At 41.9% G+C, this 17,001-nt stretch carries 16 protein-coding genes; 9 read left to right on the forward strand and 7 right to left on the reverse strand.

All coding sequences use genetic code 11. The features are described 5' to 3' along the window. Positions 1–120: 120 nt before the first annotated feature. Positions 121–600, reverse strand: a complete 480-nt coding sequence (locus tag ACQKKO_RS18105; RefSeq protein ID WP_498649664.1) for a thioredoxin family protein — start codon at positions 598–600, stop codon at positions 121–123. Positions 601–604: 4 nt separating this feature from the next. Continuing rightward, positions 605–1,024, reverse strand: a complete 420-nt coding sequence (locus ACQKKO_RS18110) for a disulfide oxidoreductase (RefSeq protein WP_498649666.1) — start codon at positions 1,022–1,024, stop codon at positions 605–607. 174 nt (positions 1,025–1,198) lie between these two features. Here ACQKKO_RS18110 and ACQKKO_RS18115 point away from each other — a divergent pair, with 174 nt between their 5' ends. Beyond that, entirely contained in the window at positions 1,199–2,737 is a 1,539-nt protein-coding gene (locus tag ACQKKO_RS18115) for an FAD-dependent oxidoreductase (protein ID WP_498649668.1), read from the forward strand. A gap of 96 nt (positions 2,738–2,833) precedes the next feature. Further along, the gene (locus tag ACQKKO_RS18120; RefSeq protein ID WP_498649670.1) at positions 2,834–3,028 is read left to right on the forward strand and encodes a YwbE family protein; all 195 of its coding nucleotides are present in this window, start codon (positions 2,834–2,836) and stop codon (positions 3,026–3,028) included. An 8-nt stretch (positions 3,029–3,036) separates the two neighbouring features. On the opposite strand, the gene ACQKKO_RS18125 is transcribed toward ACQKKO_RS18120, so the two are convergent. Then, positions 3,037–4,014, reverse strand: a complete 978-nt coding sequence (locus ACQKKO_RS18125; protein WP_498649672.1) for a LacI family DNA-binding transcriptional regulator — start codon at positions 4,012–4,014, stop codon at positions 3,037–3,039. 144 nt (positions 4,015–4,158) lie between these two features. Here ACQKKO_RS18125 and ACQKKO_RS18130 point away from each other — a divergent pair, with 144 nt between their 5' ends. The 6 genes from ACQKKO_RS18130 (at position 4,159) to floT (ending at position 11,748) form a co-directional block, all read left to right on the forward strand. After that, the gene (locus ACQKKO_RS18130) at positions 4,159–5,175 is read left to right on the forward strand and encodes a TRAP transporter substrate-binding protein (protein ID WP_498649674.1); all 1,017 of its coding nucleotides are present in this window, start codon (positions 4,159–4,161) and stop codon (positions 5,173–5,175) included. Beyond that, entirely contained in the window at positions 5,162–5,674 is a 513-nt protein-coding gene (locus tag ACQKKO_RS18135) for a TRAP transporter small permease (RefSeq protein ID WP_498649676.1), read from the forward strand. Before ACQKKO_RS18130 ends, ACQKKO_RS18135 begins: the two co-directional genes overlap by 14 nt. Positions 5,675–5,702: 28 nt before the next feature. After that, on the forward strand, positions 5,703–7,001 hold the full coding sequence (locus ACQKKO_RS18140; RefSeq protein ID WP_498649678.1) for a TRAP transporter large permease: 1,299 nt from the start codon (positions 5,703–5,705) through the stop codon (positions 6,999–7,001). A gap of 25 nt (positions 7,002–7,026) precedes the next feature. Further along, entirely contained in the window at positions 7,027–9,417 is a 2,391-nt protein-coding gene (locus tag ACQKKO_RS18145) for a glycoside hydrolase family 31 protein (protein ID WP_498649680.1), read from the forward strand. 207 nt (positions 9,418–9,624) lie between these two features. After that, positions 9,625–10,152 (forward strand): NfeD family membrane protein, encoded by a 528-nt coding sequence (locus ACQKKO_RS18150; RefSeq protein ID WP_498649682.1) that lies wholly within the window; start codon positions 9,625–9,627, stop codon positions 10,150–10,152. A 33-nt stretch (positions 10,153–10,185) separates the two neighbouring features. Beyond that, a complete protein-coding gene (gene floT / locus ACQKKO_RS18155; RefSeq protein ID WP_498649694.1) occupies positions 10,186–11,748 on the forward strand; it encodes a flotillin lipid rafts scaffold protein FloT in 1,563 nt (520 codons plus the stop codon). 916 nt (positions 11,749–12,664) lie between these two features. On the opposite strand, the gene ACQKKO_RS18160 is transcribed toward floT, so the two are convergent. From ACQKKO_RS18160 to ACQKKO_RS18175, 4 genes are all read right to left on the reverse strand, one after another. After that, the gene (locus ACQKKO_RS18160; protein ID WP_498649684.1) at positions 12,665–13,873 is read right to left on the reverse strand and encodes a class I SAM-dependent rRNA methyltransferase; all 1,209 of its coding nucleotides are present in this window, start codon (positions 13,871–13,873) and stop codon (positions 12,665–12,667) included. 48 nt (positions 13,874–13,921) lie between these two features. Then, a complete protein-coding gene (locus tag ACQKKO_RS18165; RefSeq protein ID WP_498649686.1) occupies positions 13,922–14,395 on the reverse strand; it encodes a GNAT family N-acetyltransferase in 474 nt (157 codons plus the stop codon). A gap of 143 nt (positions 14,396–14,538) precedes the next feature. Further along, positions 14,539–15,981 (reverse strand): aldehyde dehydrogenase, encoded by a 1,443-nt coding sequence (gene aldA / locus ACQKKO_RS18170; protein WP_498649688.1) that lies wholly within the window; start codon positions 15,979–15,981, stop codon positions 14,539–14,541. A gap of 16 nt (positions 15,982–15,997) precedes the next feature. Further along, positions 15,998–16,276 (reverse strand): thiamine-binding protein, encoded by a 279-nt coding sequence (locus ACQKKO_RS18175; RefSeq protein ID WP_498649689.1) that lies wholly within the window; start codon positions 16,274–16,276, stop codon positions 15,998–16,000. 165 nt (positions 16,277–16,441) lie between these two features. Here ACQKKO_RS18175 and ACQKKO_RS18180 point away from each other — a divergent pair, with 165 nt between their 5' ends. Beyond that, the gene (locus tag ACQKKO_RS18180; RefSeq protein ID WP_498649691.1) at positions 16,442–16,741 is read left to right on the forward strand and encodes a DUF3817 domain-containing protein; all 300 of its coding nucleotides are present in this window, start codon (positions 16,442–16,444) and stop codon (positions 16,739–16,741) included. Positions 16,742–17,001 lie beyond the last annotated feature (260 nt).

Raw genomic sequence — 17,001 nt, forward strand, 5'->3', positions numbered from 1 at the left:
TTTGCCAGCACCATCTGCCTCATGTAAATGCATACAATCTAGCATAGCCTAAAGAAAAAAGAATTATTCGGTTGATTAAAAAAAGCCGGATACCCATGTATTGGTACCCGACAAAGATCATTATTCAGATGGATACGTCGTTAAAAATTGTTCAAACACTTCATTTTCAGCAGCACCGACCAGACGCTGTTCTTCTACCCCATCCTTGAAGTGTACTAAAGTTGGTGTTGATTGAATGTTGTAGTCTTCCCAGCCTTGCTCAAACTCACGTAGATTGTACTGAGGAATGTCCTCGTCCAACTCGTCTGCTATTTCATTCAGTCTTGGCGTTGCTTCTCGACAATGCGGGCACTCTGATGCATAGAAATAGACTGTAAACGTTTCTTCATTATTTAAACGCTCTTCAAGCTCATCTGGCAGAATCGCGTTTTGATAGTTCGGATCATCTACAATTTCCATTGTTGCAGGAAGAAGCTCGTCTTTGCCAAATTGATTTTCACCTACGGACTCCATCTTTTGCTTATTGGCAGTTACTGTTAAAATAGCGAGTAAGGCAAATACCACAACGATAATGCCTCCAAAAATAGCGATCTTTTTCATTTCATCAACCCCTAGATTTCTTTAAAATGGTCACACTTGTCATAAGAATGATTAAAAATGCTGTCCCCGCTAAAAAAGGGATCGTCACGAAACCAAACCAATTAATATATTCTCCCGTACATGGAACTCGTCCACATCCCGGACCTGAACCAACTGTATCAGGAAGTTTTTGAAGAGTGTAATGATAAATAGAAATACATAATCCTATGCCAGATAAGACGGCTGCATAAATAGCTGCACTCGCTTCTTTTCGGATCACACCAATCAATAGAATAATGACTAATGGGTACATTAAAATGCGTTGGTACCAGCATAATGTACAAGGTTCAAAATGACGAATTTCCGAGAAAAACAGTGAACCTAAAGTAGCTATGAAGGATGTTCCCCATGCAAATAACATCAAATTCTCAACAGCTTTTTTCATATCGTACCCTCTCACCTAATTCATATTAAAATCACACTTTACAATTTATCAATTTCCTTTGAACTTGTCACTACATTTGTTACAAGTTTAACAAAAATGAAATGATCTCTTATACATGTTTTTGTCACATTTAGCCAAACTATTCCTAGAAAGTACAACAGGAGGCTATTAGAGATGAGTGACTCACCAAAACAACCCCTTTGGAACACATATTGGCGGAAAGATGTTACGATGCCTGAATTTCCTTCCTTATCAGAGAGTATGACTGTAGACGTTGCGATTATTGGCGGAGGCATCTCGGGACTAACCACTGCGTATTTGTTGAGCAAGGAAGGCAAAAAGGTTGCTCTTCTTGAAGCAGACCGGCTTTGCGAAGGAACAACAGGTCATACTACAGCTAAAATCACAGCACAACACGGGGCAATCTACGACGAATTTGTCAATCACCTAGGTATAGGTGGGGCGAAAACGTATTACGAGGCCAATCAGCGTGCGGTTGATTTTGTTCGTGAACTTGTAGAGGAACACAACATTCCATGTCAATTTGAGATGGAGGATGCCTATCTCTACGCAACCACAGACCAAGGTGTAGAGAAGCTCCGAAAAGAAAAAGAAGCCTATGAGGTACTCGACATTCCTCACGAATGGCTTGATTCCATCCCTTTAAACATTCCGGTTAAAGCAGCGCTTGTTATGAAAGACCAGGCTCAATTCCATCCCTTAAAGTATATGGCTTTCTTAGCAAATGAAATCGTTAAAAATGGTGGAAACATTTTCGAGCATACCGTTGCGCTTGATGTGAATCATGATGCAAAACCGACCATCTTAACAAAAAACGGCTTTCCTGTTACGGCTTCATCAGTTGTTGCTGCCTCACACTTCCCATTTATCGACAAAGGTGGATTGTATTTCACCCGTATGAAAGCAGACCGCTCGTACATTATATCTGGTGTAACACAAGAGAAATGGCCAGGTGGGATGTATTTACATGTGGATCTGCCGAGTCGTTCCATACGAGCCTGCACAAATGAGGAAGGCGAAACAACAATCCTTATCGGAGGGGAGCATCACAAAGCCGGACAAGGTGGAGATACAAGATCTTATTATGAGGCGCTCGGATCGTATGCCAACACACACTTTGATTCCTTTAATCTTACGTATGAGTGGTCAGCACAGGATTTGCAGACTTTAGATAAAGTCCCTTATATCGGTCGCTTATCACCAGTTCACACAGATCTATTTGTAGCCACAGGGTACCGAAAATGGGGTATGACAGGAGGAACAAACGCCGCCATCATTACAGCAAACGTCATTGCTCATGGTTCAGATAAATATGAAGACATCTTTTTACCGAGTCGTGTTCATGCGGACCCAAGTATTCGTCACTTTTTAAAGGAAAACCTAAACGTGGCCTCAGAGCTTATTAAAGGAAAAGTGAGTCCAGATGAACAAAGTATTACAAGCTTAAGAAATGGTGAGGGTGCCGCCGTTCACTACCAGGGTCAAAAGGCTGGTGCATGCAGAACGAATGATGGGGAGCTCTATATCGTAGACACAACCTGCACACATATCGGGTGTGAGGTTGGTTGGAACAAAGCCGATCAAACATGGGATTGTCCTTGTCACGGCTCACGCTTCTCATGCTCCGGAGATGTGATCGAAGGCCCAGCTAAAAAGCCACTCACCCTCCTCTCGCCTAAAAAATCCTCATAATTTAAAGCTGCTAGCTAGCGATTCATATCATAGCTAGCCTTTTTCATGTAAAATAGCATGTAGATTTTATTTCATACTGACAAGGAGTGGCCATACATGGATGGTAAAAAACGAGCAAACATTCAAGCCGGCTTACGTGTTGAAATTGTTCTGAAACAGGATCAACGCACCGGCAAACGAACAGAAGGTGTTGTAAAGGATATCTTAACCAACTCACCTTCTCATCCGCATGGCATAAAAGTCCGCCTAGCTGACGGACAAGTTGGAAGAGTACAAGCCATACTCGGATAACGATTAAGCTACCGCATCTTTTGGGACGAGCTTCTCACAACAAGCTCAGGTATGAGTTCACAACCACTTAGCTCCTGATCCGGATCCTCTATTAAGTGGATAAGCTCATCTACTAATGTTTTTGCAAGTAGCTCAACTGGCACACCTACGGCAGAGAATGGAACTTCTGTTTCTGCCAATTGAGGAATGTTGTCATAGGAAATAAGAGATATGTCGTCTGGAACCTTTAGTCCGGATTGACGCAACGCTCGATAGGTTCCTATGGCAATATCATAGCTTGAGCAAATCAACGCATCCGGCAGCGTGTGTTCATTAACGTAATTCCTTACTTCTCTCATTGCATCTCCGACATCCAACCCCTTTGTTTGAATAAATTGAGGCTCCCTTGAAACCTTCTCCATCGCTTGTTTAAACCCTTTTTCTTTTGCCTGCTGTCTTCGCCCTGAACCTCCGATCACTCCGACATATGCGATGGACTGATTGTTGCAGCGCACTAGCTCCCGAACGGCAAGCTCCATAGCCAATTCATGTTTGACCCCAATGGTCGGAAATTGATTGATACTCGGTACCCCATAAGATAATAAGGGTACATCCAATGTTTTTGGAAGCTGATCTTGAGGTAAATCTTCTTCAAACATCAACATCCCGTCTACTCTCATTTTGGAAAATAGATCAATGGAATCTAGTGCGTTATTAATAGATAAGAGCATTTGTTTATGATGTATTTTCATCTGGTTGTTTACCTGACTAGCAAGCTCCGATAATGCTAAGCGGTTAATTTCTGGCCAGACGAGTCCAATTGTGTTTGTTCGCTTGGTTACAAGATGCTTGGCTGAATAATTTGGCGTGTATCCTAATTCATTTGCCTTTTCAAGAATAAACTGTTTCGTGTCGTGCTTTACTAAAGGGCTGTCGTTTAATGCTTTTGATACCGTCGAATAACTGACGTTTGTCGCCTTCGCTATATCTTTTATGGTTATTTTCATCTGTTTATTCCGCCCTTTTTCAACAAGTTCTTTCACCATTCTATTAAATTCTTTAGAAAATAACAACGTTTTCATTGATTTTGATAACGCTTTCTCTTATGCTAATAACAACGTTGTTATTTTGATTTAGGAGGAGAAAGTGATATGAAAAGCAGCACTGTACTTTTTGTTGTAAGCGCTCTACCTGTTTTGCTAACAGCTTGTTCAAGCCCTGTCGCGCAGTCAACCGATACAACTGTGTTACGTCTGGCTCACAATATGAACCAATCACATCCTATCCATCAATCATTAACTCATTTTGCAGAAGTCGCTGAAGAAAAAAGCAATGGCTCATTGGTTTTTGAGTTCTATCCAAATGAACAGCTTGGGTCAGAACGTGAAGCCATTGAACTTACTCAAACTGGTGCCGTAGATGTGACCAAGGTAAGCGCCACTGCACTTGAGAGCTTTTCACCTGTTTATGCGCTTTTCAGTATCCCTTATTTGTTTGAAGATCAAGATCACTACTATGAAGTCATGGAAAGTGAAATTGCTACTGATATCTATGAATCTACCACTGAAAACGGATTCTTTGGTTTGACCTATTATGATTCTGGCGTCCGAAATATGTATACCGTCGATCAGCCTATCAAAGAGCCAGAGGATCTATCCGGTCTCAAGATTCGTGTGCAACCCAGTGAAACCGCTATCCAAATGACGAGATTGATGGGTGGTGCCCCGACACCAATGGGATTTGGTGAAGTATACACTTCTCTTCAGCAAGGGGTCATTGATGGTACTGAAAATAATGAAACCGCATTAATTTCTACAAATCACGGGGAAGTAGCAAAGGAGTATTCCTATACGGAGCATTCAATTGTGCCTGACCTTCTCATTTTTAGTAAGAACCGTTGGAATCGTTTCACAGAAGAAGAACAACAAATCCTAAGAGAAGCTGCTATGGAATCAACCGAATTCCATAAGGAGCTGTGGGCCGAGGAAATTAATCAATCTATCGAAGCAGCAAAAGAACTTGGCGTTACCTTTCATGAGGATGTCAATAAAGCCGCTTTTCGCGAATTAGTTGAACCTATACATGAGCAGGTTCGTAATAACCCAGATCTCACTTCTTATTATGAACGAATTCAAACAATAGGAGAAGGAAGCGATGAACATGATTGATTCTATTAACAAGCTGCTCGGTAAGGTTATTATCTTTCTATCTTCGACCATGTTTGGTGTCATGGTTCTCGTAGCTGTTTGGCAAGTAGTCAGTCGCTACATCTTAAATTCACCTAGTACCTTTTCAGAGGAATTTTTACGCTACTCACTCATTTGGGTCACAATGATCGGAGGGGCTTATGTCTTCCATTTAAAGAAACATATTGCCATTGAGATGTTTGTTGAACGGTTTTCCAAGGGAATCCAAAAGCGAATTCGACAGCTCGCCCTCCTTTTCCTCGTTCTCTTCTCACTCATAGTCATGGTTTATGGCGGGATTCAAATTGTTTCATTAACGATGTCTCAACAAACCGTGTCTCTTGGTATTCCAATGGGGTATGTCTATCTTTCTCTACCAATCTCAGGAGCGCTTATTACTTGGTTCACAGTTGTAGAGCTAGTAACTGGCAAAAACGGCGCAAAAAATGAAACAACCGAAACGGACTTGTCCATTCATTAACAATCTAAATTAGATAAGGAGAATCAACATGGCTCTTCTAGCAGGAATTAGTCTAGTTGTTATATTTATCATATTACTTCTCATTGGTGTTCCAATTGCCATTAGCATTGCCGGGGCGTCCATTGTAACGATGTTTATCATCGCTCCATTTGATGTTGCGATCTTCACATCAGCGCAGAAAATGGTTACCGGAATTGATAGTTTTACGTTGCTTGCTGTTCCGTTCTTCCTACTCACAGGAATTATCATGAACCAAGGTGGGATTGCCCTGCGTTTGGTTAATGTAGCAAAGCTTCTAACCGGTAAATTACCTGGTTCATTAGCTCATACAAATATTGTAGGAAATATGCTCTTTGGATCGATTGCCGGTTCTTCAGTAGCATCCGCTGCAGCCATTGGAAAGGTTATGCACCCACTTCAAGAAAAAGAGGGCTATGACCGGAAATTCTCTGCTGCAGTGAACATCGCTTCTGCTCCTACAGGATTGATTATTCCTCCGACCGGTTTGTTTATTATCTATTCTTTAGTAAGTGGAGGAACGTCAATTGCTGCTTTGTTTCTAGCTGGATACATACCTGGTATTCTTTGGGGACTGGCTGTAATGGTCGTTGCCTTTATCATTGCGAAGAAAAAAGGGTACATTGCTTCTCCTGAATCAAGAGTCCATTCACCCCTTAAGGTGATTTGGGAAGCGATTCCTAGTTTGTTCTTAATCTTTATTATTATTGGTGGGATTATAGCCGGAGTATTTACGGCGACAGAGGCATCGGCAATCGCTATTGTATACTCGCTCATTCTCTCATTTATTTACAAAGGAATTACGCTGCGTCAATTACCAGGTATCTTTAGAGAAGCTGTTGAGCTGACGGTTGTCATTATGTTCTTAATCGGTACGTCTGCCATGTTGTCTCTTGTTATGGCTTTTACAGGAATACCGGACGCATTAAGTTCATCTATCTTAACGCTGACTGAAAATCCAATCCTGATCTTGCTGTTAATCAACCTAATCCTATTGCTAATTGGAACGGTTATGGATGTTACACCTGCCATTTTAATTTTCACTCCAATCTTTTTACCAGTTGTAACAGAATTCGGAATGGATCCAGTTCATTTTGGTATCATTCTAATCTTTAACTTATGTATTGGTAACATTACTCCACCAAGTGGTAGTGCCTTATTTGTTGGAAGTACAGTTGGTCGTGTACGAATTGAAGAAGTGGTACGTCCACTTGTTCCATTTTATATTGCAGTTATTTCTGTACTAATTGTAGTCACAATGATTCCTACAATCAGCACATGGTTACCTACGCTATTCGGTTTAATGTAACACTTATTTAAAGGAGAGAGATTATATGAATATTCAGCACGCTTACCAATTTGCCCTAAAAGAGAAACATGAGGCTTATGTAACGTTCTACAACGATGAATCCCAGATATTTGCACATATTTATGTGTTAGAGCAGGACATAATCCGAGTTCTTTTTGAGAAAAAAGAAGGCTTACAGCTTCCGACTACATGGAGTATTGCGCCTGGTGAATCCGACGTTGAGCTTTCCGGACGCCCGCGCAAAAAAACCACTGGATTTTCTTGCCCGACCTATTCGTACCATGAAACCAATTCCACTTTTGAAGTCAGCACAGATTCATTAAAAGCTACGATTGAAAAAGAAGGCTTCCGAATCACATGGTCGAGAAAAGATATGGATGAATGGATTGTTTTCGCAGAGGATCGTGAGACTCAAGCGTATAACTATAACGGGGAACTCGGATCAACGATTAAACATTATTTGCGTAGAGAGATTACAGAGCAATACTTTGGACTTGGTGAGCGGACCGGTTCCTTAAACCGTCACCATGGTAGGTACCGGAATATCACTATTGATGCGATGGGTTATGATGCCGAGTTCTCAGATCCCTTGTACAAGCATATTCCGTTTTACATTACACGTAATCCAAAAACCGGTTTCTCATATGGATTGTTTTATGACAACCTGGCCCCAGGATACTTCGATTTAGGTCGAGAGCTTGATAATTACCACTCCTTATATCGCTACTTTGAAGCAGAAAGCGGTGATTTGGATTATTACATGCTCGCTGGTCCGACGGTACGTGACGTTGTCCAAACCTACACGTGGATGACAGGGACAACGGCAATGCCTCCAAAGTGGAGTCTTGGCTATTCTGGTTCAACGATGAGTTATACAGATGCACAAAATGCACAAGAGCAACTGCAGCAATTCATTAAGCATTGTGAGGAACACGACATTCTATGTGATTCATTCCAGCTTTCGTCAGGTTACACCTCCATTGATGACAAACGATATGTGTTTCATTGGAATAAGGAAAAGTTTCCAGATGCTAAAAAGCTTGCTGCCGACTTTAAAGCAAAAGGGCTAAGACTTGCTGCGAATATTAAACCTGCATTCCTGCGAAGTCATCCGAAATATGAAGAACTAGAGAAGCAAAACTTTTTCATTCAGAACGAGCACGGTGAAACGGAGCTTGCCCAATTCTGGGACGGTGGTGGCGCGTATCTTGATTTCACAAATCCTGATGCATTTACCTGGTGGAAGGATCAAGTGAAGGAACAATTGCTTTCTTATGGCATTGAGTCTACCTGGAATGATAATAATGAATACGAGATTTGGAATACAGGTGCCAGCGTCCACGGTTTTGGTGACCGCCAAGATTTCCAAACGATCCGAGCCGTGTTCCCACTTCTCATGATGAAGGCTTCGTTTGAAGCGCAGGAGGAACACGACCAAAACCAGCGTCCGTTCCTCATCTCTCGTTCAGGTGCACCAGGAATGCAACGATATGTTCAGACTTGGACTGGAGATAACCGAACAGAATGGAAGACGATTCGCTACAACATCAAGACTGGTCTTGGTTTAACTTTATCAGGCATTCATAATATCGGTCATGACGTAGGTGGCTTCGCTGGTCCAAAACCTGATGAAGAGTTATTTGTACGCTGGGTTCAAAATGGCGTATTCCACCCCAGATTCACAATCCATTCGTGGAATGAGGACGAGACCGTTAACGAACCATGGATGTATAAAGAAGCGACGCCAGCAATCAAAAAGCTGATTCAATTACGATCCATGTTAACCCCTTATTGGTATACAGCTTTTTATCGGTCTCACACTCAGCATGAGCCTATTATGAAACCAACCTTCCTAGACTTTGAGGATGACCAGAAGACGTGGGAAGAGAATGATGATTTCTTAGTAGGACCTTCCTTACTTGTTGCATCTGTTGTTGAACCAGGTGTTACAGAAAGAAGAGTTTATGCACCAAATCATGCTGGTGGGTGGTTTGATTTCTATCGTGGAACCCATGTAGAAGGTGGCTCATACGCGACAATCCCTGCTCCTCTTGATGAAACGCCTTTACTTGTTAAAGCCGGTGCGATTATTCCAATCAACGAGGCACCACGGACATTTAAAGAAAAGGATAAGGATGAACGTGCCTTCCTCTTGTATCCATCAAAAGAGAACACTCAAGTCAGCCACACTCTTTACGAGGATGACGGGATCACTCGTCATTTTAAAGAGTCTCATGCCACTGTTACAGTGACAATGGAAACGACTGACCAAGCTATTCTAATAACAACCACTGTTTCCGAAAATGGCTACAACCTTCCATATACTCAAGCACGTTTCAAGGTAAAGACAAATGACACGCGTGAGCTTTATGTAAATGATCAAATCATTACAAATCATGAGCGAGTGACCATTTAAGTGAATGTCCAACTGAGTCCGAGGACGATCCTCGGACTTTTTTCTCATAAACTTTTCAATTTGTGCAACCTTTTCCTGACTGCTCCGTATATTCAGACATAAGACCTACACATTAGACATTTCTATATAAAGGAAGGAGTGATACTATGGAAAGGGATGGAATTATATCTCTTTCATTTTACTGGGACATCGTAAGGGGGGATTAGCATGGAGAACATTGAACAAATTTACTTATACGGATTAATTGCAGGTGGTGTTTTGACACTCGTTTACATTCTAGTAAGCGACATCTTAGATGGTATGTTTGAATTTATCCCAGACGGTTGGTTCAACCCTACTTTACTTCTTTCGTTTGTCACGTTTGTAAGTGCTGGTGGATATCTTTTTGAAACACTGACCTCAATAAATAGTGTAGTTGTCCTGATCCTATCCGCTCTCGTATCATTGGTACTGGTTTTACTACTTAATATTTTTGTCCTTATCCCATTAACAAACGCAGAAGAATCAAATGCTTACACTGAAGATGATTTAATCGGCAGGCCAGGACATGTGATTGTCTCTATCCCTCAAGACGGATTTGGAGAAGTGATTCTTTATGATTCGGGAGGAAATGTTTCAAAAACAGCAAAAGCATTTGATGACGTGGAGATCGCATCAGGCACAGACATCTTCGTGATCGACATTAAAGAAGGCGTTGCGTACGTATCAGTTAAAGAGAAAGAGCTATCATTTTAATTTAATTTAGGAGGAATTTTATTGGATACTTTTATTAGTCCGACCATTCTTGTTATTGCAGCAGCTGCTGCTATTGTTCTTGCTTTAATCGGGGTATTTGTTACAAAGTACCGAACAGCAGGTCCAGACGAAGCATTGATTGTTACAGGTAGTTATTTGGGTGGCAAAAACGTAAACATCGACGGATCCGGAAATCGCATTAAGATTGTACGCGGTGGTGGTACGTTTGTTATGCCTGTCTTTCAACAAGCAAAACCTCTTAGTCTACTTTCTAGTAAACTAGACGTACAAACACCTGAAGTGTATACAGAGCAAGGTGTACCCGTTATTGCTGATGGTACTGCGATTATTAAAATCGGTGGTTCCATTAGTGAAATCGCAACAGCTGCTGAGCAGTTCCTAGGAAAAACGCGTGAAGATCGTGAAACGGAAGCAAAAGAAGTATTAGAAGGTCATTTACGTTCGATCTTAGGTTCTATGACTGTAGAAGAAATCTACAAAAACAGAGAGCGTTTTTCTCAAGAAGTACAAAAGGTTGCTTCACAGGATTTAGCAAAGATGGGGCTTATCATCGTATCATTTACCATTAAAGATCTTAGAGATACGAATGGCTACTTAGAATCATTAGGTAAACCAAGAATTGCGCAAGTTAAACGTGATGCAGATATCGCTACTGCTGACGCTATAATGGAAACACGTATTAAGCAAGCGGAAGCGAATAAGCTAGCACAGCGTTCTGAGCTTGAGCGTGCAACGGAAATTGCAGAAGCCGAAAAAGATAACCAACTAAAAGTGGCTGAATACCGTACGGAGCAAGAGAAAGCGAAAGCCCTTGCTGACCAATCTTACCACTTACAAGAAGCGCGCTCGAAGCAAGAAGTAACCGAGCAGCAAATGCAGGTACAAATCATTGAGCGTCAAAAGCAAATTGAATTAGAAGAGAAAGAGATTCTAAGACGTGAACGTCAGTACGATTCAGAAGTGAAGAAAAAAGCCGATGCCGATCGTTATTCGGTTGAGCAAGCTGCTGCTGCTGCAAAAAGCAAACAATTGGCTGAAGCAGATGCCGATAAGTACCGTGTTGAAGCAATGGCAAAAGCCGATGCTGAAAAAGTTCGTGTGGATGGTTTAGCTCGTGCGGAAGCGGATCGTGCACAAGGGGAAGCGGAAGCAGAGGTTATTCGACTGAAAGGTCTTGCAGAAGCCGAAGCGAAAGAGAAAATTGCAGAAGCCTTCGAAGGATACGGTCAGGCTGCTATGCTTGATATGATTGTGAAAATGCTTCCTGATTATGCGAAACAAGTGGCAGCTCCACTTTCTAACATTGATCAAATCACTGTTGTTGATACAGGTGGCAACGGCGAGAACAGTGGTGCAAACAAAGTCACTGGCTACGCTACAGACTTGATGAGCACATTACAGCATTCTCTAAAAGCTTCTTCTGGCATTGATATGAAAGAGCTGATTGAGAACTTCTCAGGTAAAGGAAACGTGCGCTCTTCAATTGAAGAACTCACAAACGAAGTTAAACGCTCAAAACCAAGTGAAAGCGAAGAATCACAAGCAAAAACTGACGAAGCTTCAGAAGAAAAATAATAAATGTAAAAGGAGCGAGCATCTTGGATGTTCGCTCCTTTTGTTGTGTGGTGGAATAACGTCGCTACCGTGATGGCGGCACGCTTTCCTAGGAAAGGCGGTGAACTAATCCTGGCTGCGCCAAGGCTCATTTCACCTCTGCCCTTTTCTCCCCTAGGAGTCGGCCTGCCATCTCGTCCGCTTGGTTAGAGCTTAAGCTTTGTTTTGATAGATCGTTCTTTAAAAACAAGTGGATTCTATTGATAAATTAACTTAGTACGTTGCTAGCGGATAATTATGCGCTCTTTTCGATGTAGAGTGGTAGGATGTCGCTACCGTGATGGCGGCACGCTTTCCTAGGGAGGGCGGTGAACTAATCCTGGCTGCGCCAAGGCTCATTTCACCCCTGCCCTTTTCTCCCTTAGGAGTCGGCCGCCATCTCGTCCGCTTGGATTTGCTCATCTCACTTTTTGATCTGTTATTTCGTTGAGTTGTATTAATGAAATTTAAGTTGATACTTAATGCTTACATTCGGACAGACCAAAAAGACAGAGACGTTGCATTAAGTGATGCCCCTGCTACTTTATATATTTTAAGAATTATCTAGAAATTTTAAAGCTGTCTTCGTCTTGTTTTTTATATATTAAATTTCACGATGTAATTAGATTACCCCCACAACCCCAGCGGACGGAATGGCCGACCGACTCCTGTGGGGTGCAAAGGCGAGATTGAAATAAGACTGGCATTAGCCAGTTTTAGTTCAATGCCCCCCTAGGAAAGCGTGTCGGCCATTCCGGGAACGGCATCCTTTGACTACACACCAAAAAGGCGAGCATCCAGGATGTACCGCCTTTTTTCATTAATTGTTCTATTAAATTACATACGAGGAAATCGTGCCTGCCATCACGCTAGCGGCATTCTACCCCTCCAAAGACTTTTAATCTTCCCGCTGTACAAACAACACCTTCAAATAGTTACTTTCCTTATACTGATTTAAATAAGGATAATCTACAGGCACTGTAAATTCTTCAAGGATGGTGTAACCGACCTTTTGGCTTTTGAATGCCTGCTCCACAAACGTTTTAAACTTACGCATACCTAGCACACTGTTGTTCGTTGAAGCCACAATCACTCCGTTTTCCTCTGTGATGGCAATGGCCTGACCAAGCAATGCTGGATAGTCCTTCGCCACACTAAACGTCTGCTTTTTAGACCTAGCAAAGCTCGGTGGATCAAGTACTACTAAATCAAACGCAAGGCTTTTCTTTTGTGCGTACTTAAAATAATCAAACACGTCCATTACGTGAATACGATGCTCTTCCGGATCCACCTCGTTCAACTGGAATTGCTCGATTGTCCGTTCTTTGCTTCTAGAAGCCAGATCAACACTTGTTGTCACATGTGCCCCGCCCGTTGCCGCAGCTACAGAGAATGCACCTGTATAAGAAAACGTATTAAGCACGGTTTTTCCCTTGGCATAATGCTCGTGAATTCGCTTACGCACCTCACGCTGATCTAAGAAAATGCCCGTCATTGGCCCATCATTCAAATAAACCGCATAGCTGATTCCATTTTCTAAAATCGCTAATGGTTCTGGCGCTTCTAGTCCACTAACAAAATCATCGTCTTCTACATACGATCCTTTATTCGCAAATCGCTTCTTTTCATAAATCCCAGTAAAAGGATACGTTCGCTCTACAGCTTCCATGACCCATTCCTTCATGGAGTAAATCCCTTCACTGTAATACGTAATCACGCCATATTCTGCATAGAAGTCAATCGTGATCCCACCAATACCGTCCCCTTCTCCATTAAAAAGGCGAAACGCATTTGTTTTCTCATCCGCAAAAAGCTGTCCACGCATGGCCACTGCCTTTTGGATGCGTTGCATAAAAAGAGTCGCATTGATCTCCTCTTGCTTCTTTGTGCTTAAGACCCAGCCACGCCCTTTGTTTTGCTGACCATAATAACCTTTCGCAACAAACTCTCCCCGTTCATCCTCAATCGTTACAAGGTCTCCTTCTTGCAAAGGTTCTTCCGACTGATCAACTAGTTCCTGTTCAATTAACGGAAATCCTTTTTTATACAATGCCGCTAATCGACTATCTGCTTGTAATGTTACATTTAATCTATCCAAGGTACTCATCCTATCCTTCTTCAACGTTTAAAACCAATTATAACACGCACAAGAGGTCTACAACGTAAACGACTGAATCGTCCGCTTCTCATGGTCCTCTAACTGCTCATAATCTCCATTTGTATACTCATCGATCACACGGTTCCAAAATGCTTGGGCGGGCTTATTTTCTTTTAATTGTGCGACAACCCAGTTTCCGTGCCATCGTTTAAATACGTTAAAAGCTGCCTGTTTACCTATGCCTTTTCGTTTGTATGGTTTCAATACAAAGAACTCATTTACTGAATTAGGCGATGAATCAGGTGTGGCTTCAAGCAGAACAAATCCAGCCAGCTGATCATCCACTTTAATAAATAATGGATGGAGGTGTGGCTCTATCCAGTAGCCATCTAATCTAAACGGTTCAAATTGACCGTTCTCTTCAAGCCTTATATCTTGTAAGTATTCGCTAAATTCGTAAATATAATATTGCATAAGATTATGCAGGATAGGAGCCTCTTCTTGCTTAACCGGTACAAGTTGTACATCCACAGGAATACCCTCCTCTAATTCGGCTCATTCTCTACATTCTTTTATTATGCAGAATATCCCTTTAAAAAAACAAGGATTAACGTATTTTATTCCCATAAAAAAAGTGCCTGTGTTTCATATGTTCACAGGCACTTGAATGTCGTTTAGTCTTGTTTAAATTGCATGTATACCGTGTGAGTAACTAGGAAGTCACCAATACCGTGTTTTCCATCCGTTCCGCCAAGTCCTGATTGACGTAATCCTGCATGATACCCCTGAATGGCTTCAAAGTTCTCACGATTTACAAAGGTTTCGCCATATAGTAACTCATCCGCGGCACGCATCGCTTCGTGGACATTTTCTGTATAGATCGAAGAAGATAATCCATACTTGGAATCGTTCGCCCATTCAATCGCTTGGTCAAACGATTGATACGTCATGATTGGAAGAACAGGACCAAAGATTTCTTCCTGAATGATCTCTGAATCTTGCTTAACATTCATTAGTAAGGTTGGCTCGTAAAAGAATCCTTTATCCGTTTGCGCCGGTTGTCCTCCTGTTAGAAGTTCAGCTCCCGCTTCGAGCGCTCGCTGGACCATCTCCTGTACGCCTTCGAGGTGGTCTTTACTAATTAATGGACCAATGTCAGCCTTTTTGTTTTCAAGTGGATTGCCGTACGTTTTTTCATTGAATGCTTTTTTTAGCTTTGCAATAAATTCTTCTGATACGTCCTCATGAACATACACACGCTCTGCATTGGTACACGCCTGTCCATTATTCGTTAGACGTGATTCTGTAATGCTTTCTACAGCAAGATCAATGTCTGCATGCTTTGTAACAATGGCTGGTGCCTTCCCACCTAATTCAAGATTCACTTTTGTCATGTTCTGGGCAGCCGCTTCCATCACCTTTGTACCAGCTCCAACGCCTCCGGTCATCGTAACCATGGCAACCTTAGGATGACTCGCTAGTACATTCCCAACAGATGATCCCTTTCCAGTCACAAGGTTGTACACCCCTGCCGGTAGCTCTGATTCATCAACAAGCTTTGTGAATGCAACAGCTGTATTAGGCGTTTGTTGACTTGGTTTAAGGACGATTGTACATCCAGTAATCAAGGCAGTTGCTACTTTCCTGGCAAGAATAAATACCGGGAAGTTCCAAGGTACAATGCCTCCAACTACCCCAATTGGCTTACGCTGCATGTAAATCTGTTCGTTCGGTCGATCACTAGGAACGATTTCACCTTCAATTCGTCTAGCCCATTCAGACATGTAGTAAAAATAATCGATAGCTGTCTGAACTTCTCCATTTGCAAGTTCATAATCTTTTCCCTGTTCTTCAATTAACAGCTCAACAAAATGCTGCTTATTTTCTTCCAGGCGTCTACCAAGATCACGTACGAGCTTCCCTCGCTCTACCTGAGTTTTTTTCGCCCATGACTTTTGCGCCTCATACGCTGCTTCGATGGCTTTATTGGTTTCTTCTTCCGTTGCATTTGCGATCTTTGAAATCACTTCTTCTGTAGAAGGATTCACAACCTCAATGATTTCATCTGACTTAGAAGCCATGTAAGATCCGTTAATATATAATTGATGAGTATCCATCAAAACAACTCCTATTCTATTCTTCTTTATCTAATAATGACACGCCACTTGGTCTGTAATGTAGTTTTACGGTTGAATGTACTTCACTTGCTCCAAGCGCAATGCTTTTTTCTTGTGCCGTTTTAATGACTTCAAATACAGAATCCAATTCACCTTCAATCACTGTCTCCATTGGACCTACTTTATAAGGTAATCCTGAATCCTTTATCACTTGTACAATCTCTGGAAGATCACCATGAGTCCCGTCATCCTTGCCGTTCGGTAAGATTTGAATACCTGCCGTTACTGTAGACAACTTCATCACTCCTTCATAATAGATCGTAAAGAGTGTGTACCCTTTGAGTCTGCGGACAAACCTTTTAATCGTTCCTTCACAAAAAATTCATGAGCCAGGCGTATTCTTGTCCGGTAGAGTAGTACAATAGAAGATATAGCCATTTTATGAAGGAGGACTTTACACATGAAGGACCCCATTAAACAATTTAAAGTGATCGGATATTTAGAAGGTATGTCATTTTTACTACTGCTTGGCCTAGCTATGCCACTTAAATATGGTCTTGGAATAGATATGGCCGTAACGATTGTTGGATCTGCACATGGCGCTTTGTTTGTGTTATACATTGCAGCTATTTTCTATATGATGGTTCGTGTTAGATGGTCACTATTCACAGCACTACTTGCGTTTATCGCATCGATTGTTCCGTTTGGACCGTTTATTTTTGATGCTAAGGTATTAAAGCAACAAGAGACAACGGTTTAAGTTCTAGCGCGCAGGAAACGCAAAATGAGGGCGGGACATAACATTAATGTAGCAAATAACCCGCTACAGGAGAATTCCTCGCACCCACAAGAACGGCCTCAGCCACTTTCGCGGAAAAGGCACCGCTACAGTGTCTTCACCGCGTTCTGTTCCGTAGAAGTCTCGGGTTCTCCCTCCGCTTGTTCAAATAAAATCACGAAAGGCGAATGATTCTGCAATCGAATCATTCGCCTTTTCAAATTGATTTTTAGTTATGTCCC

Origin of the sequence: Alkalihalobacillus sp. NPDC127517 (assembly GCF_050276055.1) — a bacterium.
Classification (GTDB): Bacteria; Bacillota; Bacilli; order Bacillales; family Bacillaceae_D; genus Alkalicoccobacillus.

Coding starts and splice junctions, on each gene's coding strand:
- ACQKKO_RS18105 (WP_498649664.1), bottom strand. CDS start 600: ATGAAAAAGATCGCTATTTTTGGAGGCATTATCGTTGTGGTATTTGCC.
- ACQKKO_RS18110 (WP_498649666.1), bottom strand. CDS start 1,024: ATGAAAAAAGCTGTTGAGAATTTGATGTTATTTGCATGGGGAACATCC.
- ACQKKO_RS18115 (WP_498649668.1), top strand. CDS start 1,199: ATGAGTGACTCACCAAAACAACCCCTTTGGAACACATATTGGCGGAAA.
- ACQKKO_RS18120 (WP_498649670.1), top strand. CDS start 2,834: ATGGATGGTAAAAAACGAGCAAACATTCAAGCCGGCTTACGTGTTGAA.
- ACQKKO_RS18125 (WP_498649672.1), bottom strand. CDS start 4,014: ATGAAAATAACCATAAAAGATATAGCGAAGGCGACAAACGTCAGTTAT.
- ACQKKO_RS18130 (WP_498649674.1), top strand. CDS start 4,159: ATGAAAAGCAGCACTGTACTTTTTGTTGTAAGCGCTCTACCTGTTTTG.
- ACQKKO_RS18135 (WP_498649676.1), top strand. CDS start 5,162: ATGAACATGATTGATTCTATTAACAAGCTGCTCGGTAAGGTTATTATC.
- ACQKKO_RS18140 (WP_498649678.1), top strand. CDS start 5,703: ATGGCTCTTCTAGCAGGAATTAGTCTAGTTGTTATATTTATCATATTA.
- ACQKKO_RS18145 (WP_498649680.1), top strand. CDS start 7,027: ATGAATATTCAGCACGCTTACCAATTTGCCCTAAAAGAGAAACATGAG.
- ACQKKO_RS18150 (WP_498649682.1), top strand. CDS start 9,625: ATGGAGAACATTGAACAAATTTACTTATACGGATTAATTGCAGGTGGT.
- ACQKKO_RS18160 (WP_498649684.1), bottom strand. CDS start 13,873: ATGAGTACCTTGGATAGATTAAATGTAACATTACAAGCAGATAGTCGA.
- aldA (WP_498649688.1), bottom strand. CDS start 15,981: ATGGATACTCATCAATTATATATTAACGGATCTTACATGGCTTCTAAG.
- ACQKKO_RS18180 (WP_498649691.1), top strand. CDS start 16,442: ATGAAGGACCCCATTAAACAATTTAAAGTGATCGGATATTTAGAAGGT.